Source organism: Acidovorax sp. GW821-FHT09B03, from assembly GCF_059418305.1.
This window is the reverse complement of sequence record NZ_JBWKPP010000031.1, coordinates 1-21,335: the sequence shown is the minus strand read 5'-3', so window position 1 is coordinate 21,335 and position 21,335 is coordinate 1. Positions and strand designations below refer to the sequence as shown.

The 21,335-nt window shown below is 66.0% G+C and carries 19 protein-coding genes; 11 read left to right on the top strand and 8 right to left on the bottom strand.

All coding sequences use genetic code 11. The features are described from left to right. Positions 1 to 87: 87 nt before the first annotated feature. Entirely contained in the window at positions 88 to 1,599 is a 1,512-nt protein-coding gene (locus AC07PA_RS31265) for a flagellin N-terminal helical domain-containing protein (protein ID WP_007860913.1), read from the bottom strand. A 325-nt stretch (positions 1,600 to 1,924) separates the two neighbouring features. On the opposite strand from AC07PA_RS31265, the gene AC07PA_RS31260 reads away from it, so the two are divergent. Together AC07PA_RS31260 and AC07PA_RS31255 are read left to right on the top strand one after the other, a co-directional pair. Further along, positions 1,925 to 3,436, top strand: a complete 1,512-nt coding sequence (locus AC07PA_RS31260) for a flagellin N-terminal helical domain-containing protein (RefSeq protein ID WP_007860912.1) — start codon at positions 1,925 to 1,927, stop codon at positions 3,434 to 3,436. Between the two features lie 114 nt (positions 3,437 to 3,550). After that, on the top strand, positions 3,551 to 5,731 hold the full coding sequence (locus AC07PA_RS31255; protein WP_007860911.1) for an O-linked N-acetylglucosamine transferase, SPINDLY family protein: 2,181 nt from the start codon (positions 3,551 to 3,553) through the stop codon (positions 5,729 to 5,731). Between the two features lie 13 nt (positions 5,732 to 5,744). On the opposite strand, the gene AC07PA_RS31250 is transcribed toward AC07PA_RS31255, so the two are convergent. Genes AC07PA_RS31250 through rfbF form a run of 7 tightly spaced genes read right to left on the bottom strand, consistent with a single transcriptional unit; the run spans position 5,745 to position 11,506 of the window. Beyond that, entirely contained in the window at positions 5,745 to 6,524 is a 780-nt protein-coding gene (locus AC07PA_RS31250; protein WP_007860910.1) for a cephalosporin hydroxylase family protein, read from the bottom strand. Then, on the bottom strand, positions 6,521 to 7,342 hold the full coding sequence (locus AC07PA_RS31245; RefSeq protein WP_494610098.1) for an NAD-dependent epimerase/dehydratase family protein: 822 nt from the start codon (positions 7,340 to 7,342) through the stop codon (positions 6,521 to 6,523). The genes AC07PA_RS31250 and AC07PA_RS31245 overlap by 4 nt, the downstream gene beginning before the upstream one ends. Beyond that, complete coding sequence (locus AC07PA_RS31240) at positions 7,339 to 7,827, bottom strand: acyltransferase (RefSeq protein ID WP_007860908.1); 489 nt, start codon at positions 7,825 to 7,827, stop codon at positions 7,339 to 7,341. The genes AC07PA_RS31245 and AC07PA_RS31240 overlap by 4 nt, the downstream gene beginning before the upstream one ends. Next, positions 7,824 to 9,050, bottom strand: a complete 1,227-nt coding sequence (locus AC07PA_RS31235) for a methyltransferase domain-containing protein (RefSeq protein WP_494610099.1) — start codon at positions 9,048 to 9,050, stop codon at positions 7,824 to 7,826. Before AC07PA_RS31235 ends, AC07PA_RS31240 begins: the two co-directional genes overlap by 4 nt. A 13-nt stretch (positions 9,051 to 9,063) precedes the next feature. Continuing rightward, positions 9,064 to 9,627: a dTDP-4-dehydrorhamnose 3,5-epimerase family protein gene (locus tag AC07PA_RS31230; protein WP_494610100.1), complete on the bottom strand. Its 564-nt coding sequence runs from the start codon at positions 9,625 to 9,627 to the stop codon at positions 9,064 to 9,066. After that, entirely contained in the window at positions 9,624 to 10,721 is a 1,098-nt protein-coding gene (rfbG, locus tag AC07PA_RS31225; protein WP_494610101.1) for a CDP-glucose 4,6-dehydratase, read from the bottom strand. Before rfbG ends, AC07PA_RS31230 begins: the two co-directional genes overlap by 4 nt. Before the next feature lie 2 nt (positions 10,722 to 10,723). Next, on the bottom strand, positions 10,724 to 11,506 hold the full coding sequence (gene rfbF / locus AC07PA_RS31220; protein WP_494610102.1) for a glucose-1-phosphate cytidylyltransferase: 783 nt from the start codon (positions 11,504 to 11,506) through the stop codon (positions 10,724 to 10,726). Positions 11,507 to 11,841: 335 nt separating this feature from the next. Between rfbF and motA the strand changes: the two genes are divergently transcribed. From motA to AC07PA_RS31175, 9 genes are all read left to right on the top strand, one after another. Beyond that, entirely contained in the window at positions 11,842 to 12,702 is an 861-nt protein-coding gene (gene motA / locus AC07PA_RS31215; RefSeq protein ID WP_494610103.1) for a flagellar motor stator protein MotA, read from the top strand. Positions 12,703 to 12,714: 12 nt separating this feature from the next. Then, positions 12,715 to 13,647 carry a flagellar motor protein MotB gene (gene motB / locus AC07PA_RS31210; protein WP_007852236.1) on the top strand — a complete coding sequence of 311 codons (933 nt, stop codon included), beginning with the start codon at positions 12,715 to 12,717 and terminating at the stop codon, positions 13,645 to 13,647. A 72-nt stretch (positions 13,648 to 13,719) separates the two neighbouring features. Continuing rightward, complete coding sequence (gene cheY, locus AC07PA_RS31205) at positions 13,720 to 14,106, top strand: chemotaxis response regulator CheY (RefSeq protein ID WP_007852233.1); 387 nt, start codon at positions 13,720 to 13,722, stop codon at positions 14,104 to 14,106. Between the two features lie 4 nt (positions 14,107 to 14,110). After that, on the top strand, positions 14,111 to 14,740 hold the full coding sequence (locus AC07PA_RS31200) for a protein phosphatase CheZ (RefSeq protein WP_494610104.1): 630 nt from the start codon (positions 14,111 to 14,113) through the stop codon (positions 14,738 to 14,740). Positions 14,741 to 14,912: 172 nt separating this feature from the next. Further along, positions 14,913 to 16,076: an EscU/YscU/HrcU family type III secretion system export apparatus switch protein gene (locus tag AC07PA_RS31195; protein ID WP_007852230.1), complete on the top strand. Its 1,164-nt coding sequence runs from the start codon at positions 14,913 to 14,915 to the stop codon at positions 16,074 to 16,076. After that, positions 16,073 to 18,148, top strand: coding sequence for a flagellar biosynthesis protein FlhA (gene flhA / locus AC07PA_RS31190; protein ID WP_145697187.1), 2,076 nt, complete (start codon positions 16,073 to 16,075; stop codon positions 18,146 to 18,148). Before AC07PA_RS31195 ends, flhA begins: the two co-directional genes overlap by 4 nt. Then, entirely contained in the window at positions 18,145 to 19,686 is a 1,542-nt protein-coding gene (flhF, locus tag AC07PA_RS31185; protein ID WP_494610105.1) for a flagellar biosynthesis GTPase FlhF, read from the top strand. The genes flhA and flhF overlap by 4 nt, the downstream gene beginning before the upstream one ends. Beyond that, a complete protein-coding gene (locus tag AC07PA_RS31180; RefSeq protein WP_007852227.1) occupies positions 19,679 to 20,485 on the top strand; it encodes a hypothetical protein in 807 nt (268 codons plus the stop codon). The genes flhF and AC07PA_RS31180 overlap by 8 nt, the downstream gene beginning before the upstream one ends. A 4-nt stretch (positions 20,486 to 20,489) precedes the next feature. After that, the gene (locus tag AC07PA_RS31175; RefSeq protein WP_007852225.1) at positions 20,490 to 21,206 is read left to right on the top strand and encodes an RNA polymerase sigma factor FliA; all 717 of its coding nucleotides are present in this window, start codon (positions 20,490 to 20,492) and stop codon (positions 21,204 to 21,206) included. Positions 21,207 to 21,335 lie beyond the last annotated feature (129 nt).

The window sequence follows — 21,335 nt, the reverse complement described above, 5'->3', positions numbered from 1 at the left end:
AGGGCCTCAAGGTGAAAAGGCGGCGACAGGAAAACTGTCGCCGCCGATGCACCAGGGTCTTCTCAGACCCTGCCAGCCATTGTGCGCTTAACGCAGCAGGGCCAGCACACCTTGTGGCAACTGGTTGGCCTGGGCCACCATGGCCGTACCAGCCTGCTGCAGGATCTGCGAGCGCGACAGGTTGGCGGTTTCTGCCGCGAAGTCAGCGTCCAGAATGCGCGAGCGGGAAGAAGACAGGTTCTCCGAGGTCACTTGCAGGTTGGCGATCGAGGTCTCGAAGCGCGATTGCAGAGCACCGAGCTTAGCGCGTTCGCCGTTGATGAACGCCAGGCCCGAGTCCACCGTCTTGAGCGCTTCCGTGGCCTTCTTGAACGTGGTCACGTCCAGGTTCGCCACTTCCTGCAGATCCGAAGCCGAGTTCGCAGGGGTTGCCGTGCTGAAGGCATTGGTCGTGGTGGCCACCGTCGAGAAGGACTTGTCGGAGTCAAGCACCACATAGCCGCTGACCGTCGATGCGTCCGCACCCGAGGCTGCCGCCAGGGTATCGGCAGCGCCGATGGTCGTGCCATCCGCCTGCAGCTTCTGGATATTCACCGCACCCGCATTCGCACCGGAAGTGGCACCCTTGGCCAGCGTGATGTCCTGGCCCGTGGCACTGGTCAGGATGATGCCATTGTTGGTGGAGTTCAGCGACGCGGTCACGCCCGTCTTGGACGACTGCTCATTGATGGCCGACACCGCGTTCGACAGACCGTCCGCCGTGGTGAGGGAGGTCACGTTGAAAGAGACAGACTGGCCGAGCGCGGGCGAGGTGGGCACGTTGTCCGAACGCAGCTCGAAAGTGTAGGAACCCACCGATTCGAAGCTCAGCTGCACCTCGGTGCGGGCAGAGGCGGTCACACCCGTGTTCCCGGTCTGCAGGTTGATGTTGTCGGCCATGGCCTTGGCCGTGTCGTTGGCCGCGATGGTGATGTTCCTGGAACCCAGGGCACCATTGACGGCCAGCGTACCGGCGGTCACGCCGTTGGTACCCCAGGAGGTGGCGCTGGCACCGCTGCCCGAACCGTTGGCCGAGGTGTTCTGGTTGTTGCCGTACACGCTGGTGCGCAGGTTGGCCGTGGCCGCCACGATGGTCTGGTTGGCATTGGCGCCCACTTGGAACTGTTGCGTACCGAACGAGCCGTTGAGCAGCTTGGCACCGTTGAATTCGGTGGTTTGGGAGATGCGATCCAGTTCGCTGACCAGTTGGCCCACTTCCTGTTGCAGGGCCTGGCGGTCGCCGGCGCTGTTGGAGGCGTTGGCCGATTGCACCGCCAGTTCACGCACACGCTGCAGGATGTCGCCGGAAGCCTTCAAGGCGCCTTCAGCCGTTTGCGCCAGGGAGATGCCGTCATTCGCATTGCGAACAGCCTGGTTCAGACCACGGATCTGGCTGGTGAAACGCTCGGAAATGGCCAGGCCGGCGGCGTCGTCCTTGGCGCTGTTGATGCGCAGGCCCGACGACAGGCGCTGGATGGAGGTGTTGAGCGAAGTTTGGCTCATGCCCAGGTTGCGCTGGGCCGTCAAGGAGGCGACGTTGGTGTTGATGGTGGATGCCATGGCAAATCTCCTGAAAAGAACTGACTGAAATGGCGTTGCCGCCAACCTGGTGCCAGGCAAGGCACCCGGCTATACGGTCCACAGTGCCGACATGGCCTTCTGGTGAACGGCGGAGAGCGCATTTGCCTTCCGTTGTGAGTCTTTTCGACGCCGGCTGCGGAAACTTTAGGCCCAAAAGTGCAAGTTGGCAGGCTTTTCGGCTCTTTATCGGGCCAACGCCAGGGAGGGTCCTTGGCCACAATTCCTCATCGTTCCCGTATCGCCTGCCGGACGGTGGTAGTCCCCCTCAGGCACAAATGTCCACTCAAGCCTCAAGGAGCATTCCATGGCAGCCACGATCAACACCAACGTCGCTTCGTTGACGGCCCAGCGCAACCTGGGCATGAGTCAAACCTCGCTCAACACCTCCATCCAGCGCCTGTCGTCGGGCCTGCGCATCAACAGCGCCAAGGACGACGCCGCCGGCCTGGCCATTTCCGAGCGCTTCACCAGCCAGATCCGCGGCCTGAACCAGGCGGCACGCAACGCCAACGACGGTATCTCCCTGGCGCAGGTCACGGAAGGCGCGATGAAGGCCGCAGGCGACATTCTGCAGCGTGTGCGTGAACTGGCTGTGCAATCGGCCAACGCCTCCAACAGCCCCAGTGACCGCCAGGCCCTGAACCAGGAAGTGGGCCAGTTGGTCGCCGAACTGGACCGCATTTCCCAAACCACCGAGTTCAACGGCGCCAAGCTGCTCAACGGCACGTTTGGTACGCAACAGTTCCAAGTCGGCGCCAACGCCAACCAGACCATTGTCGCCGCCACGGCCAACCTGCGCACCAGTGTTTACGGCAACAACCAGAACACCTCTGCCAATGGTTCCGGCAGCGGTGCCAGTGCCACTTCATGGAGTACCAATGGCGTGACTGCTGGCACGCTGGCGGTGAACGGCGCCCTGGGCTCCCGCAACATCACCATCAACGCCAACGACACGTCCAAGGCGATGGCCGACAACATCAACCTGCAGACGGCCAATACGGGCGTGACCGCTTCTGCTCGCACCGAGGTGGACTTGTCCTTCGCCTCCGTCGGCTCCTACACCTTCGAGCTGCGCTCGGAAAACACGCCCACCGCCCCTGCGCTCGGCCAGTCCGTCTCGTTCAACATCTCCGCGATCAACACCTCGGATGGCCTGTCCAATGCCATTTCCGCGATCAATGAACAATCCGCCAAGACAGGCGTCACCGCGTCGCTGAACTCCACCAGCACCGGTATCGTGCTGACGAATGCGACCGGCCAGGACATCGGTATCTACAAGGGTGCCACCTCGGGAGCCAATGCAGGTGCCGTCACCATCCAGAAGCTCCAGGCGGACGGAACCTCCGCCGGTGGCGCGGATACCCTGGCCGCAGCCTCTGGTGCGGACGCCTCGACGGTGAGCGGCTACGTCGTGCTGGACTCCGAGAAATCGTTCTCCACCAATGCCACGACGACCAACGCCTTCAGCACCGCGACGCCTGCCAATAGCGCTTCGGACCTGCAGGAAGTGGCCAACCTCGACGTGACCACCTTCAAGAAGGCGACCGAAGCCCTCAAGACCGTGGATTCAGCCCTGGCTTTCATCAACGGTGAACGCGCCAAGCTCGGCGCCTTGCAGGCCCGCTTCGAGACGGCGATCTCGTCCCTGAACATCACGTCCGAAAACCTGTCGGCCTCGCGCTCGCGCATTCTGGATGCTGACTTTGCGGCGGAAACCGCCAACCTGTCGCGCTCGCAGATCCTGCAGCAGGCCGGAACGGCCATGGTGGCCCAGGCCAACCAGATTCCGCAGGGCGTCCTGAAGCTGCTGCAGTAATAATAGCCACCACCAGTGAGGCGACCGGCCGCTTCTCGTCGCACGCCAGTGGCTGGGGGTGCCGGCCCTACAGATTGCGAAGGACGCACAGTGCACGGCAGAAACAAAGCCCCAATGGATGGCCGACTCAACGCAGCCCTGGAAGCCAGGGATTGGGACCTGCTAGCAAGGCTGTGCAAACAGAGCCTGCGCAAGAACGCGCGCGACCTGCAGGCCACGCGTCTTCTGGGATATGCGCTCGACTGCCAGGGCAAGATCGAGGAGTCGATCGAGGTCTATCGCCGGGGGGCGCTGCTGTGGCCCCAGGACGCCGAGCTCCTGATCAACTACGGCAACATCCTTCTCAACCACGTGCGCAATGCACAAGCGCTGCCCATCCTGGAAAAGGTCTGCGAACTCAGGCCCGAGAAAGCCATTTGCTGGCTCAAGCTGTCGCAATGCTGCTACCTGATCACGCAGCACGAAAAGGGTCTGCGAGCGGCTGAAAAGGCCGCCGAACTGGCCACCGATATCCCGGGGCGATCTGCGGCCCTCACCCAGAAAGCCATCCACCGGCGTGAACTGGGGCAGGTGAGCGAAGCAGTGCAGGACTGCCTGGATGCCATCGCACTGACCCCCACGGAACCGTCCAACCACACCAACCGGCTGCTGTTCATGCTGGCCGACCCCAGCGCAGATGCCGCCAGCCTGTCCCAGGCAGCGCTCGATTACGCAGCCGTCTTCGAGCCCCCCCTCAAGCCGCAATGGCCGAACTTTGCAGACCACCAGGGTGATCCCTGGCGCAAACTGCGCATCGGGTTTCTGTCCCCCGACTTCCGGGTCCATTCCGTCATGTACTTCGTGGAAGGACTGCTGGCCCAACTGGACCGGCGGCAGTTCGAAGTGTTTGCGTTCTACCTGTTTCCACGCGATGACCAGGTCACGGCACGGGTCCAGCGCCATGTCGATCACTTCGTGCGCTTGGCGAATCTCGGCACGGAGCAGCAGGCCGAGGCCATCCGCGCACAGGGCATTGATATTCTGATCGATCTGGCAGGGCACACCGGCTACAACGGGTTACTGACCCTGGCACGCAAGGCAGCTCCGGTGCAAGTATCGTGGCTAGGCTTTCCCGCCACTACCGGGCTGCAAGCCGTGGACTACAAGTTCACCGATGAAGTCACCGATCCGCCGGATGCGCAGGCAAATTACACCGAGCAGCTGTACCGCCTGCCCACCCTGTTTGCCTGCTACCGGCCGATGAGCCGCAATCCGCTGTGGCGCTACCAGCCCCGCTATGTGGTGCGCCCCACGCCGGCGCTGGACAACGGCTTCATCACCTTTGGCTCCTGCAACAACCTGGGCAAGCTCACGGACGAGGTGCTGGCCCTGTGGGGGCAGATCCTGGAAGCCGTGCCAGGCTCACGCCTGCTCATCGAAGGCAAGAACCTCGACCAGCCCGACTTCGCCAACGCCTACCGGCAGCGCTGCCGGGGCCTGGGGCTGGACCCGGACCGGCTGGAGCTAGTGGCACTCAACGGCGACAACCAGTACCTGACCTACCACCGCATCGACATCGCGCTGGATCCCTTTCCGCTCACCGGCGGCACCACCACTTTCGACGTGCTGTGGATGGGCTTGCCCATCGTCTCCATGGTGGGAAGCAGTTTCAAGAGCCGCATGGGCGTGGGCCTGCTCAGCTACCTCGGGCGCACCGAGTGGCTGGCCGAAACGAGCGAGGACTACGTGCGCATTGCCAGCGGCCTGGCCGCCGACATCCCGGCACTGAATACCCTGCGCCTGGGCCTGCGCAGCGAGGTGGAAGGCTCGGCCCTCATGCGCGAGGACATCTTCAACCACCATTTTGGAGAGGGCCTGCGCGCCATGTGGCTGCAGTGGCTGGCCCGCGCCCAGCATCCCGGCGATGAAGAGGCGCAGATGCAGGCCATCCAGGCCTGGTTGCCCGGGTTGCCAGAAGAATGGACGCAGCCGCCGACCCCAGGGGTCGGGCTGAAACCCGGCCAGCGGATCGCCCTGGCCGAGGCACACCAACGTTTGCAAAGTCTGGTGGAAAAAGCCAAGGGCGCCTCGCAGCCCATGGCCGCGGCAGATGCAGAAAGTGCACAGATCACCGACCGCAACTGGGTTGCAGTGACCCAATTGGCGGAAGTCGTGCTCAACGCCGTTCCGCACGATCCCGTAGCGCTCGCGTGCCTGGCGGAGGTGGAGCATGCGCATGGCCACACCGAATTCGCCGTGACCTACCTGCGGCACGCCACCCAGGCGATGGGGATGGAGCCTTTTGGGGCGCTCTGAGCCCCCGCCGGGGTCAGGCCTTGCGGCGCAGAAAGCCGTGCGGCGCCACCGTCACCTGCAGGCGCTGCTCCATCTCGGTGTCGACCTCGAACTCGGCATGCCCGCCAAGCCACTGGCGCACTGCCGTCTTGGGGTTGTTGCCCACGTCCCAGGGCCTGTCGGCAAAGAAGCGCGGCGGCATGTCTTCGACAAAGGTGTCGAACACCACGCAGTAGCTGCCCGGCGTCACCAGCGGCGCATAGGCGTCCAGCTCGCCGAGCACATGGTCGTGCGTGTGCATGGAATCCAGGCACACCAGGATGCGCTGGTAGCCCTTGGCAAAGTCACGCACCTGCGCCACCACATCGGGCGCGATGGCCGAGCCCTGGACCATGGCAATGCGGCTGGCCATGGGATGTGCCTCGATGGCCGCCCGGTTGTGTGCGCGGATGTCGATGTCCACGCCCAGCACCTTGCGGCGCGACGCGCGCGGATCAAGCATGGTGCCGGCCTCGATGGCATCGCTCATGTCCAGCAGGGCCAGCAGCGAGGCGCTGAGCACCAGCGAGCCGCCGTGGGCAATGCCGGTCTCGATGATGAGGTCCGGCCGCACGCGCCACACCAGCTCCTGCATGGCCACCATGTCCTGCGGGTACTGGATGATGGGGCGCCCCATCCAGTCGAAGTTGTACACGTACTGCCGCTGCATGGAGGCCTGCAGCCAGTCTCGTGACAAGGCCTGGAATGCGGCGTCGTCGGCATAGGAGGCGAGCCGGTCACGGCGTTCCTGGGCAAATTGGTCAACAGGGTTCATGGCGAAGTTACTCCAGGCAAGTCATTCGGAATCAAGAGGTCGTCGGCAAAGACCGGACGGGGGCGCACGGCGAGCTCGGCATGGAGCCGCCGGGCATCGATGGGCGGGAACTGCTGCAGCGGCGCGTCCTGCGGCCACGCCACCGTGCACCCGGTGCGCTCACGCAGCCAGTCGAGCCATTGGCCATGGGCAGTCTGCACGCCACTGGCAACGTTGTACACCGTTGCTGCGCCTGCCAGCGCGATGCGCGGCAGCCAGTCGAGCAGGTCGGCGATGTGCACGTAGTCCTTGCCCGAGCGCGGGTCCGAGCGCAGGACCACATGGCCCTGGCGGGCCTGATGCACCAGGTCCGCCACGAGGTTGCCCGACGATGCATCCATGCCCGGGCCGACCACGTTCGACAGCCGCGCCACACGCACCCCGGCGCGTTCGCTGGCATGGCACAGCGATTCGCCCGTGAGCTTGGACAGGTTGTACAGGTAGGACGGGTCGCCCGGCAGGACCTGCAGCGGCGCATCCTCCTGGGTGCTGGCCGCCCCCATGTAGACCCGGGTGGACGAGAGGTACAGCAGCGAGTCGAACTGCCCACGCGCGAGCACATCGGCCAGCAGGCCCACATGCGCCTCGACCGTATCGAACGGGCGCGAACGGAAATCCGCCGTGAGGCCCACGCAGTACAGGACATGGCCCAGCGGCTGGCCGAAGACGCCCGTCTCGCCCCTGGCCGGCGCCCGGACCGCATGGCCCTGGCTCCTCAGGCAGGAAACGAGGCGGCTGCCGATATAGCCCGAGGCACCCAGCACCGTGAATGCCGTCACGTGCGCCCCCCCACGGCCCGCAGCGGGTGCCCTGCATACACGGTGTAGGCACGCAACTCCCCGCGCACGATGGAGCCGGCCCCGACCACGCAGCCCTGGCGCAGCACAGCCCCGTCCAACAGCACGCAATTGGCACCGATCCACACGTCGTCCTCGATCGTGATGCCTCCCTTGCTGGATTGAAAGCCCTGCTCGCGAATGAGCCGGTCCCGCTCGGCATAGGCGTGGTTCACCGGGGCAAAGGTGCAGTTGGCCGCAATGGCGACGTAATTGCCCATGCGGATGCCATTGCCCGTGTAAAGAACACAGCCCGCGTTGATGACCACATGCTCGCCCACGACGAGATCGCCCACGCCCCCTGCGGGCTTGACCTTGACGAAGCTGTCGATCACCGAATGCGCGCCCACCACGATGCGCGAGCCGCGCACCGAGTCTTCGATGTCGGCCAGGTGCGACACCTTGGCCGTGGCATGGATCTCGATCACGAGAAGACCTCCATGCGGGGCACCGCCACGGCAAACTGCCCGCCCCAGGCGCGGGCATAGTCCAATTGTGCCCTTACCTCCTCACGCAGGTTCCAGGGCAGGATCAGTATGCGGTCGGGGCGGTGCGCGCGCAGGTGCGCCTCATCGACCACCGGGATGCGGCTGCCGGGCAGGAACTGGCCCTGCTTGGCGGGGTTGCGGTCCACCACGTAGGGCAGCAGGTCTGCCCGCACGCCGGCAAAGTTCAGCAGGGTGTTGCCCTTGGCCGCCGCGCCATAGGCGCCCACCTTGAGGCCGCGCGCGTGGCAATCGAGCAGGAAGGCCAGCAGTTCGCGCTTGATGCGCAGCGCCTCGCCTTGCAGGCCCGCATAGAACGCTGCCGTCGGCACACCGGCCGCCGCTTCGCGGGCCAGCAGCTCGCCCACCCGGCCATGCACCGTGGGCGCGGCATCGCTGCGCTGGGCGAACACGCGCAGGCTGCCGCCGTGGGTGGACAGCTCCTGCACATCGGTCACGGCAAGGCCGTTGGCGGCAAAGATGCGCTGCACCGCCGTGAGCGAAAGGTACGAGAAGTGCTCGTGGTACAGGGTATCGAACTGGCACTGCTGCACCAGCTGCAGCAGGTGGGGAAACTCGAAGGTGGCCACGCCCTGGGGTTTGAGCAGCACGGCAAAGCCCGCGACGAAGTCGTTGAGGTCGGGCACATGGGCCAGCACGTTGTTGGCCACCGTGAGATCGGCCGCGCGCCCCTGGGCCACCAGCTCGCGGGCCAGCGCCACGCCGAAGAACTGCTCCACGACCTCGATGCCGCGCGCCCGTGCCGCCGCTGCCGTGCTGGCCGTGGGTTCCACGCCCAGGCAGGGAATGCCGCGCCCGGCCACGTACTGCAGCAGGTAGCCATCGTTGGCGGCCACCTCCACCACGTGGCTTTGGGCCCCCAGCGACAGGCGCTGGGCCATCTCCTGCACATAGGCCTGGGCATGGGCCAGCCAGCTGCTGGAGAACGAGCTGAAATAGGCGTACTCGGCATCGAACAACGCGTCGGCGGCGGCAAAGTCCTCGGTCTGCACCAGCCAGCAGTTCTCGCACACCAGCACCCTGAGCGGGTACCAGCGTTCAGAGGCATGCAGCGCGGGCTCGCGCAGGTAGGCGTTGGAGGGCGGGGCTGTGCCCAGGTCTGCCATGGGCAGGGTCACGGGGGCGGCGCAGTGGCGGCATTTCATGGAAGCAACTCGGTCAGGGCAGCCGCAGCCCGGTGAAACCGGACGTCAGCAGGGGATGTTCGGCATCGCGCGGCGAGCGTTCGGCCACGGGCAGCGGCCAGGCGATGGCCAGGCGCGGGTCGAGCGCATCGAGCCCGCCTTCCGTGGCGGGCGCATGGGGGGCGGAGTGCAGGTAGAGCATCTCGCAACCGTCGGCCAGCGCCTGGAAGCCGTGGGCGAAGCCCGGCGGGATGAGCAGCGCCTGGTGGTTGGCGGCCGACAGCTCGCGGCCGAACCATTGCAGAAAGGTCGGCGAGCCGGCCCTGAGGTCCACCGCCACGTCCCACACAGCGCCCCGCAGGCAGCTGACCAGCTTGGCCTCGGCCGCCGGAGGGTGCTGGAAATGCAGCCCCCGCACGGTGCCACGCCGCGCCGTGTGGGTGTGGTTGATCTGGGCAATCGGCCAGAGCCAGCCAGCAGGGGCCAGCTCCTGCGCGCAGAACATGCGCGCCAGGAAACCCCGGCTGTCCGCGAGCGGCTGGCGCTGCACGCCCACCAGGCCTGCCAGCGGCGTGGGCTCCACAGTGAAACGGCTCACGCTGCAAGCTCCGGGGAGGTGCTGCTGGCACCACGGCAGGCCTGTTCATACGCCTGGATGTCGGCCACGCACAGGGCACGGGCATCGGCGCCCGCGTGGTGGTCCCGGTACCAGGCCATGGTGCGGCCCACGGCCTCGGGCAGGGCCCAGCAGGGGGCAATCTCCAGCCGATTGCGCGCCAGCGCAGTGTCCAGGGCCAGCAGGCCCGCCTCATGGGGGTTCCTCGCATCGCTCTGGTAGCGCACGGGGGCCGCAGGGTAGGCGGCCCGCGCCATCTCGATGACGCGGCCCACCGTGGCCGCCTCCTGGGGCGCCGGGCCGAAGTTGTAGGCGCCCGCATGCCCGGGCTGTTCCCACAGCACCTGGGCCAGGCGCAGGTAGGCGGCCAGCGGTTCCAGCACATGCTGCCAGGGTCGCGTGGCATGGGGATTGCGCAGCACCAGGGTCTGGCCGGCCGACCAGGCGGCAGCGGCATCGGGCAGCAGGCGCTCCGGTGCCCAGTCGCCGCCGCCGATCACGTTGCCGGCGCGGGCGGTGGCCACGGCCACACCCTGCGCGGACAGGAAGGCATCGCGGTAGCTGGCGGTCACGATCTCCGCCGCGGCCTTGCTGGCGCTGTAGGGGTCGTGCCCTCCCAGCGCATCGTCTTCGCGGTAGGGATAGACCCATTCGCGGTTGCGGTAGACCTTGTCGGTGGTCACCACCAGCGCCACGCGCACGCCGGCCAGGCCGCGCAGTGCATCGAGCACATGGGCCGTGCCCATGACGTTGGTGGCATAGGTATCGAGCGGTGCGGCATAGCTGGGTCGCACCAGCGCCTGTGCCGCCAGGTGCAGCACGATGTCCGTGCGGGTCGCCTGGATGAGGGCCGCCGTGGCCGCCGCATCACGCACGTCGCCGAGATGGCTGTCCATGCCCTGCGCCACGCCGGCCAGTGCGAACAGGCTGGGCTCGGTGGCCGGCGGCAGGGCCATACCGGTGACATGCGCGCCCAGGCGCTGCAGCCACAGGGCCAGCCAGCTGCCCTTGAAGCCCGTGTGCCCCGTGAGCAGCACGCGCTTGCCGCGCCAGAAGTGGGGGTCGGGCAATGCCATGCTCACCAGCACTTCCAGGGTGCCTGGCCGCTCTGCCAGAGCTCTTCGAGCAGGTTCTTCTCGCGCAGCGTGTCCATGGGTTGCCAGAAGCCATGGTGCTCGAACGCCATCAGCTCGCCATCGCGCGCCAGACTTTCCATGGGCGCCGCCTCCCAGGGCGTGGCATCGCCCTCGATGCGGTCAAGCACCTCGGGCGACAGCACGAAGAACCCGCCATTGATCCAGCCGCCGTCGCCGCGCGGCTTCTCGACGAAGCCGCGCACGCCCTCGCCCTTGCCATCGCCATCGCGCACCAGGGCACCATAGCGGCCGGGGGGCAGCACCGCCGTCACCGTGGCCAGCTTGCCATGCGCGGCATGGAAGGCGAACTGCGCGGCCATGTCCAGGTCGGCCACCCCGTCGCCATAGGTGAAGCAGAAGGGCTCGCCCGGCGGCAGGTACTCGCGCACGCGCTTGAGGCGCCCCCCCGTCAACGTGGACTCGCCGGTGTCCACCAGCGTCACGCGCCAGGGCTCGGCATGGCGGTGGTGCACTTCCATGCGGTTCTCGGCCATGTCGAAGGTCACGTCCGACATGTGCAGGAAGTAATTGGCGAAGTACTCCTTGATGATGTAGCCTTTGTAGCCCAGGCAGATGATGAAGTCGTTGACCCCATGGGCGGCATAGGTCTTCATGATGTGCCACAGGATGGGGCGCCCGCCGATCTCGATCATGGGCTTGGGGCGCAGATGCGACTCTTCGGAGATGCGGGTGCCCAGACCCCCTGCCAGCAGCACGGCTTTCATGGGCAACGCCCCATTGCTGCGCGGAGGTCCGCAAACTGGCCTGTTGTCATGTGTGGATCACCTGTGTCAAGTTGGGATTTGCGGAAACCGCCACCCTCGAAAGTCCCTGCCATCGCGTAGCATAAACACTCCAGAGGCCTTCGAAATCGGGAAAACCGACAGAAAAACCACTCAAGCCCGGCAACCGGTGAAGTGGTGGGCCCTTTACCGCTTGCTCGCGGGACTGGTTCGCGCACAATCAGATACAGTGAAACCAGCGATACGGCTTGGTGCCGTGTTTCCACCGCAACCGCCCCAGCCCCGCCTGGCGCCCGCCAAAAACAAACTGAATCAGCATGTTCGTCATCATTGGCTACGTCGTCAGCATGATCTGCATCTTCGGTGTGTACATCGTGCACGGCGGGAACATCCAGGTGATCCTGAAGGCCCTGCCGTTCGAGCTCATCACCATTGGCGGCAGCGCCATGGGCGCCTTCGTGGTGAACAACCAGCCCAAGGTGCTCAAGGCCACGCTCAAGGCCGTCCCGGCCGCCCTCAAGGGCTCCAAGTACACCAAGGCGCGCTACATGGAGTTGCTGGCCATGCTGTACGACATCCTGCAGAAGGCCCGCAAGGAAGGCCTGATGGCGATTGAAAAGGATGTGGAAACCCCCCATGAGTCGGAGATCTTCAAGAAGTACCCCACGGTGGGCAGCGACCACCATGTGATCGAATTCACCACCGACTACCTGCGCATGATGGTCTCGGGCAACCTCAACTCCCACGAGATCGAGGCCCTGATGGACAACGAGATCGACACCCACCACCAGGAGGCCCATGCCCCGGTGGCGGCCATCGCCCGGCTGGCCGGCGCTCTGCCCGCCTTCGGCATCGTGGCCGCCGTGCTGGGGGTGGTGAACACCATGGGCTCGGTGGGGCAGCCCCCCTCGGTGCTGGGCGGCATGATCGCCTCGGCCCTGGTCGGCACCTTCCTGGGCATCTTGCTGGCCTACGGCTTCGTGGAACCCCTGGGCGGACTGATGGAACAAAAGACCGAAGATGCCGCCAAGGAATTCCTGTGCATCAAGTCCACGCTGCTGGCCAGCATGCAGGGCTACAACCCCGCCACCGCCATCGAATTTGGCCGCAAGGTGTTGTTCTCCACCGACAGGCCGACCTTCGCGGAACTTGAGGGACACGTGAAGGGCAAGAAGTAAGCACCCACCACCATGGCAGAAAAGAAGCTCCAGCCGATCATCATCAAGCGCGTCAAGAAGGGCGGCCATGCCGTCCATGGCGGCGCCTGGAAGATCGCCTATGCCGACTTCGTGACGGCCATGATGGCCTTCTTCCTGCTGATGTGGCTGCTGGGCTCCACGGCCAAGGGGGAGCTGCAGGGTATTTCGGCCTACTTCGCCTCGCCGCTCAAGGTGGCCATGACCGGCGGCGACGGCGCCGGCAACAGCTCCAGCGTCATCCCGGGCGGCGGCAACGACCTGTCCAAGGTGCACGGCCAGGTGCGCCGTTCCGACTCCGACCCCGACAAGGACCGCCGCGCCAGCATCGACAACGCACGCGCCGAGCGCGCCAAGCAGGACCAGGAGCGCATCAAGGCGCTGCAGGCCAAGATCGACGCCCTGATCACCGAAAACCCGCGCCTGAACGAGTACAAGTCGCAGATCCGCATCGATGTCACGCCCGACGGGCTGCAGATCCAGATCGTGGACGACCAGAACCGCCCCATGTTCGACAGCGGCAGCGCGCTGGTGAAACCCTATATGCGCGATATCCTGCGCGAGATCGGCGCCGCGCTGGGCGGGGTGGAAAACCGCATCAGCCTGGCCGGCCATACCGATGCCGTCCCCTACGGCAACAGCGAGCGCGGCTATAGCAACTGGGAGCTGTCGGCCGACCGGGCCAACGCCTCGCGCCGCGAGCTGGTGTCTGCCGGCATGCCCGACGCCAAGCTGGGCCGCGTGGTGGGCCTGGCCGCCAGCGATCTGCTCGAACCCACGAATCCACGCGCACCCGCCAATCGCCGTATTACCATCACGGTGCTGACCCGCGAGGCCGAAGAACGCCTCCTGGGCAAGGGGACTCCCGCGGCAACCACTCCAGAAGTGCCGACGGAAAAGCGCGAAAATCCAACGACTGGCAGGTGATCGTTACGACTTGTCACCAAACCTGCCACACTTGACAATACAACCAGCCTATTTCGACCGAAAGGGTCCCACGTGACCACAGCCCTTCGCTTCTTGATCGTTGACGACTTCTCCACCATGCGGCGCATCGTCCGCAATCTGCTCAAGGAGAGCGGATTTGCCGACGCCGACGAGGCCGAGGACGGCGTCGCCGCCCTGAACAAACTGCGCAACAGCAAGTTTGACTTCGTGGTGACGGACATCAACATGCCCAACATGAATGGTTTCCAGCTTCTCGCGGAAATCAAGAAAGACGACAAGCTCAAGCACCTTCCGGTACTGATGGTGACCGCCGAAGCCCGCAAGGAAGACATCGTCGCGGCCGCCCAGGGCGGAGCTGCCGGCTACATCGTCAAGCCCTTCACCAAGGCCACGCTGGAGGAAAAGGTCCTGCTGATCCTCAAGAAAATGGGAATGTGACGCCATGGAAACACCTGACGCCCCCCAGGGTGAGCCCACGGCCGACGTTCACCACAAGATCGGTCTGCTGACCCGCCAGCTGCACGATTCGCTCAACGAACTGGGCTATGCCGACAAGCTGCGCGGATCCATGGGTGAGCTTCCGGACGCCCAGAGCCGCCTGTCCTACATCGCCCGCCTGACGGGCGAAGCGGCCGAGAAGGTGCTCACGCGGGTCGAACAGGCCAAGGCCCAGCATGACTTCATCGCGGCCGAGACGCGCCGCGTGGTGGCCTCCCTGGTGAAAGACCCCGTTGCTGCTGTGGCCAAGGGCGAGATCATGAACTTCCTGACCGACGTGGAACGCGTCACCAGGGAAGCCGATACGCACCTGACCGAAATCATGATGGCGCAGGATTTCCACGACCTCACGGGCCAGGTGATCGCCCGGGTGGTCAACCTGGCTGCCACCATCGAGGAGCAACTGGTCCAGCTGCTGATCCAGACCGCTCCGCCCACCGCCAACGTGCCCGCCGCGCTGGTGGAGCCCCCGCGCGAACACCTCGCCGGCCCCGTGGTGGACCCGGACAACACCCCCGACGTCGTGACCGACCAGTCCCAGGTGGACGACCTGCTGGCCAGCCTGGGCTTCTGACCCCGGCTTTCTACCGGCCCGGCGCAGCAGCGCCAGCCGATGCCCGCGCACTCCGCGCCGCGCGGCGCCACTGAACAGGTACGAGGGAAAAGGGGCCTGCAGCCGCCCTTTATCCGTCTTTAGATTTCCGGGTCGCTCACGACAATGGCAGGACACAAGTTGTCACGCCATCATGGAATCCAGCCAAGAAAAAAGCCTACCGGCGTCCGAACGCAAGCTGCAGAAAGCGCGCGAAGACGGACAGGGTGCGCGCTCGCGCGACCTGTCGCACCTGGCCATCCTGGGCGCGGGCGGTGGCGCCATGCTGGTCCTGGCCCCGACACTCATGGAACACCTGCAGCAGGCGATGAGCCACCAGCTGGTGTTCAACTCCAACACGGTGATGGCGCCCACCACCATGCTGGACCGCCTGCGCACCATGGTCATCGTGGGCCTGGTCGCCAGCACCGTGTTTGCGCTGCTCACCAGCGGTGCCGCACTGCTCAGCGCCATCGGCGCCGGCGGCTGGATCTTCAGCATGAAGCCCATCAGCCCCCAGTTCAACCGCCTGAACCCCCTGTCAGGAGTGGCGAACCTGTTCTCCAAGCAGCAGATGGCCAACGTGGCCAAGATGGTCCTGATGACGGCCATCATCTCCGCCGTGGCCTGGCACTACATGGCAGGCAGCATCGAGCGCGTGGCCATGCTGGTGCTGCAGCCTTCGCCCATGGCCATCCGCCAGATGTCCGAATGGCTGGTCTCCGGCGTCAGCCTGATGCTGCTGGTGGTCTTCATGGCGGCGCTGATCGACGTGCCGCTGCAGGCCTTCTTCTTCAAGTCGCGCCTGAAGATGTCGCACGAGGAGGTCAAGCAGGAGCACAAGGAATCCGATGGCGACCCGCACACCAAGGGCCGCATCCGCCAGAAGCAGCGCGAAATGGCCGATGGTGCCAGCGTGGCCGCCGTTCCCAAGGCGGACTTCGTGGTGATGAACCCCACCCACTACGCCGTGGCGCTGAAGTACGACGACAAGACCATGGCCGCCCCGCAGGTGATTTCGCGCGGCACCGACCTGGTCGCCATGCGCATCCGCGACCTGGCCAAGGCCCACGACGTGCCGGTGCTGCAGTCGCCCATGCTGGCCCGCGCCCTGTACGCCCACGCCGAGATCGACCAGGCCATTCCCGCCACCCTGTACGCCGCGGTGGCCCAGGTGCTGGCCTATGTGTACCGCCTCAAGGCCGCGCTGCGCGGCGAGGGGCAGATGCCCGATGCGCTGGTCGACCCCCATGTCCCGCCTGAGCTCGATCCGCTGAACAAGCCCTCCCCGTCCACCGTGCAAGGCACCGCGCCATGAACAACTTGAACTCCCTTCGGCAGTGGGCAGGCAGCAACAGCTCCGCCCTGCAGGGCATGTCGGCGCCGCTGCTGGTGGTGGCCATCCTGGCGCTGATGGTGCTGCCCATCCCGCCCTGGATGCTGGACACCTTCTTCACCCTGAACATCGCCGTGGCGCTGATGGTGATGATGGTCTCGGCCTACATGATCCGGCCTCTGGACTTTGCCGCGTTCCCCTCGGTGCTGCTGCTCACCACGCTGATGCGCCTGTCGCTGAACGTGGCCTCCACCCGCGTGGTGTTGTTGGAAGGCCACACCGGCCCCGGTGCCGCGGGCGCCGTGATCGAGGCCTTCGGCCACTTCCTGATCGGTGGCAACTTCGCCGTGGGTCTGATCGTGTTCGCGATCCTGGTGGTGATCAACTTCGTGGTGGTGACCAAGGGTGCCGAGCGCATCGCCGAAGTCTCGGCCCGCTTCACGCTGGACGCCATGCCCGGCAAGCAGATGGCGGTGGACGCCGACCTCAATGCCGGCCTGATCGACGAGAAGGAAGCCAAGCGCCGCCGCGCCGAAGTGTCCGAGGAAGCCAACTTCTTCGGCTCGATGGACGGTGCCTCCAAGTTCGTGCGCGGCGATGCCGTCGCCGGCATCCTGATCCTGTTGATCAACATCATCGGCGGCTTCGCCATCGGCGTGCTGCAGCACGACCTCTCGGCCAAGCAGGCCGCCGACAGCTACATCCTGCTGGCCATCGGTGACGCCCTGGTGGCCCAGATCCCAGGCCTCTTGATCTCGGTGGCCGCCGCCATGGTGATCTCGCGCGTGGGCAAGGAACAGGACATGGGCCGCCAGATCGTGCAGCAGCTGTTCATGTCGCCCCGCGTGCTCGGCGTCACGGCCGGCATCCTGATTCTGCTCGGCCTGATCCCCGGCATGCCCCACCTGGTGTTCCTGGTGACCGGTGGCGCCCTGGGCTACTGGGCCTGGACCCTGTACCAGCGCCAGCAGGTCCCCGAGGAAGCCCCCCCACCGCCCCCCGTGGCCACCGACGGCGAAGCCACTTGGGACGACCTGCAGCCCGTGGACCTGCTGGGCCTGGAGCTGGGCTACCGCCTGATCACCCTGGTGGACAAGAGCCGCCAGGGCGACCTGCTGACCCGCATCAAGGGCGTGCGCCGCAAGTTTGCGCAGGAAGTGGGCTTCCTGCCCCCGGCCGTGCACGTGCGCGACAACCTGGAACTCAAGCCCAGCGGCTACCGCATCACGCTGCGCGGCGTGGTGGTGGGCGAAGGCGAGGCCTTCCCCGGCATGTTCCTGGCCATCAACCCCGGCGGCATCACCACGCCGCTCATCGGCACCCCCACGACCGACCCGGCCTTCGGCCTGCCCGCGCACTGGATCGACGACCGGCAGAAGGAAGCGGCGCAAATGGCCGGCTTTACGGTCGTTGATTCGGAAACCGTGATGGCGACGCATTTGTCACACTTGATGCAAGTGCAGGCAGCCAAGTTGCTGAGCCGCACTGAAACCCAGCAGCTGGTGGAACACGTCGCCAAGCTGGCCCCCAAGCTCATCGAAGAAGTCGTCCCGAAAATGGTCTCCATCGCCACGTTCCAGAAAGTCCTCCAGCTGCTGCTGGAAGAGTCTGTGCACATCCGCGATATCCGCACCATCATTGAGACCCTGGCCGAGCATGCCGGCGGCATCTCCGACCCCGTGGAACTGGCGCGCCGCGTGCGCATCGCCCTGTCGCCGGCCATCGTGCAGCAGATCTACGGCCCGACCCGCGAGCTCAACGTCATCGCCATCGAACCTGGCCTGGAGCGCCTGCTGGTGCAGGCCCTGGGCAACACCGCCAGCCCGGCCCTGGACCCCGGCGTGGCCGACATCCTGACCCAGAAGGCCGCCGAAGTGGCCCTGCGCCAGGAGGAAATGGGCCTGCCCGCCTGCCTGCTCGTGCCCGACCAGATCCGCAATGCGATCTCCCGCCTGGTGCGCCGCGTGGCGCCCCGGCTGCAGGTCCTTGCCCACAGTGAAATTCCCGAGACCCACACCATCCGCATTGGGCCCATCCTCAAAGGTGCATCATGAACATCAAACGCTTTCACGCTGCCACGTCCCGTGAAGCACTGGCCAAAGCACGCATGGCCTTTGGCGAGGGCACATTGATCCTGTCCAACCGCCCCACGGCCAACGGCGTGGAGGTGATGGCCACGGCGGAAGACACGCTCTCGTCGCTGGACAACAACAGCGCAGCCGCCGCCAGGCAGCCGGCACACAGCGCCCCTTCGTCCCTGGTGCAGGCCAGCCAGCGCCAGCAGCAACAGCAGCAGTCGCCGCAGCCCCGTGCCGCCCAGTCGTCCGCCCTGAACCGCAACCCGGTCGAGGAAGACACCGAGCAGCTGGCCATGAGCACCCTGTCCTTCCAGGACTATGTGCGCGAGCGCATGCTGCGCCGCCGCCATGAGGCGATTGCCGGCCCCTCGGACCCCGTGCCCATGATGCAGCGCAGCCGCGACCGCGCCGAGGAGCTTGCCCGCGAGCGCCCCGCCGCCCAGGTGGCGCGCCACAACCCGCTGCGCTCCATCCCCATGGACCTGCCCGAGCCGGCCCCCCGCAAGCCGCAGCAGCGCCACCACCACCAGGAAGCACCGGCCCTGTCCAACGCGCAGGTCAACAACCAGCAGAACCTGATGAACGAGCTGCACTCGATGAAGGAACTCATCGAGGACCGGTTCAACACATTGGCCTGGCTGGGCCAGGCGCGCCAGAACCCGATCCAGTCGAACCTGATGCTGAAGATGATCCGGGCCGGCTACTCGCCCGCCCTGGCCCGCGCCGTGCTCGAGCGCCTGCCCGAGGACCTGTCGGCCGGGGAAGCCGTGCGCTGGCTCATGGAAGTGCTGGAACGCAACCTCAAGACCGATGCGGGCGCCGCCCCCCTGTACGAGCAGGGCGGCATCTTCGCCATGGTGGGTTCCACCGGCGTCGGCAAGACCACCACCACCGCCAAGCTGGCGGCCCTGTGCGCGCGCATCCACGGCCCCGGCAGCGTCGGCCTGATCACCCTGGACACCTACCGCGTGGGCGCCCACGAGCAGCTGCGCACCTATGGCCGCATGCTGGGCATCGTGGCCCACCTGGCCCACGACCGTGCGGCACTGCAGGACCTGCTGGGCCTGCTCAGCGGCAAGAAGATGGTGCTCATCGACACCACCGGCGTGGCCCCGCGCGATCCACGCAAGCGCGACATGCTCGATGTGCTGGACCTGCCCCACGTGAACCGCCTGCTGGTGCTCAACGCCGGCTGCCATGGCGACACCCTGGACGATGTGCTGACCTCGTTCAAGACCAACGGCTCGCAGCAGGCCATCCTGTCCAAGGTGGACGAGGCCGTGAAGCTCGGCCCCTCCATCGATGCGCTGATCCGCCACCAGATGGTGCTGCGCGGCGTGACCAACGGCCAGCGCGTGCCCGAGGACTGGGAAGCCGCCGACGCCCACCAGCTCATCGGCACCTCGATGCGTGCACCAGTCAAGTCGCCGTTCGACCCGAAGGCCAGCGACCTGAATTTCTTCTTTTCGCATTCACCCGAATTGGTAACGGACAGGGGGTTGGTCGATGCTTGATACCGGCTTTCACCAGGCGGCGGGGCTGCAGAGCTTCACCCCGCAAACCGAACTGCGCGTGCTGGCCGTGGCCAGCCAGGAACAGGCCGGCAGCGGCCTCGAGACCCTGTGGCAGGTCTGCGCCAGCCTGCAGCGCATGGGCTACCCGGTGGTGGTGCTCGACGCCACCGGCTACGAGACCGACGAGTCCCCGGGCCTGTACCACCTGCTGCGCCGGGCCCCCTGGCACGACGGCCTGGACCAGGGCGCTGCGGCCTCCTCCCTGGCGGTGATCCCTGCGGCCCGCGGCCTGTGGCAGATCAGCCGGGCCGACCGGCCGGCGCATGTCTCGCCGCTGCAGGACATCCAGCCCTACGTGCGCGCCTACAGCATCCTGGTGCTGCATGCACCGCCCCCCTTGCTGGGCCAGTTGCTCACCCACACCCGGACCACACCGCTGATGGTGATGGAGGGTGCCGCCGCAGGCGTGCTCACCACCTACAAGAGCCTCAAGCAGATGGCCCAGCACACCGGCCTGGCCTGCACCGTGGCGGCACTGGTGCGCGGTTCGGGCGCGGCCGAGCGCCGCAAGACCCTTGCAGCATTGCAGACATTGCAGGACTGCGCCGAGCGCCACCTGGGCGGCCAGGTGCACACTACGGCCGTCTCCACCCAGAATCCCCAGGAGCTGCAGCGCCTGGCCTTGCAACTGCTGGAAAACGCGGGCACCATCAATGGAACGATGGCAGCTGCCACTGCAATTGCATCCAGCAATTTCGCCGGTACGCCGGCAACTGCACACCTCGTTCGGAGCCACTGATCTGATGTACACCGCCAAAGGCCAGCTTGACCGTGATGCGATGATTCGCCAGCACGTGCCCCTGGTACGGCGGATCGCGCACCACATGATCGCCAAGCTGCCTCCCAATGTGGAGCTGGACGACCTGATCCAGGTCGGCATGATGGGCCTGGCGGAAGCCCTCTCGCGCTACGAAGCCGCCCAGGGGGTGCAGTTCGAGACCTTCGCCACCCAGCGCATCCGCGGGGCCATGCTCGATGAGCTGCGCGAAGGCGACTGGATGTCGCGCAGCTCGCGCAAGAGCCAGAAGGACATCGAACAGGCCGTCAACCGGCTGGAGCAGCGCCTGGGCCGCAGCCCGCTCGAATCGGAGATCGCCACCGAGATGGGCATGCCGCTGCCCGAGTACCAGAACCTGCTGGGCCGGGTGCGCGGCACGCAGCTCGTGTACCTTGAGGACATGACGCACAGCAATGACGACGATGACGGTTTTCTCGACCGCCACGTGGGCGACGAGGCGGCGAACCCGCTCGAGATGCTGCGCGACCACCGCCTGCGCTCGGCCCTGGTCACGGCCATCGAGTCATTGCCCGAGCGCGAACAGCACATCATGGGCATGTACTACGAGCACGACATGAATCTCAAGGAGATCGCGGCCGTGCTGGGCGTCACCGAATCCCGAGTCTGCCAGCTGCACAGCCAGTCGATCGCGCGCCTGCGGGCGAAGATGCGCAGTCACTAGGGCCTGTTCACACTGATTTCGGGGTCGCGAAGACCCTTGCCGGCGTGCCAATCTAGTGTGCTGTCCCGCAGATAACTGGCATTAGTCGTGCATGCCTTTTGGGTATCCTTGCAACGGAGATACCGCAAT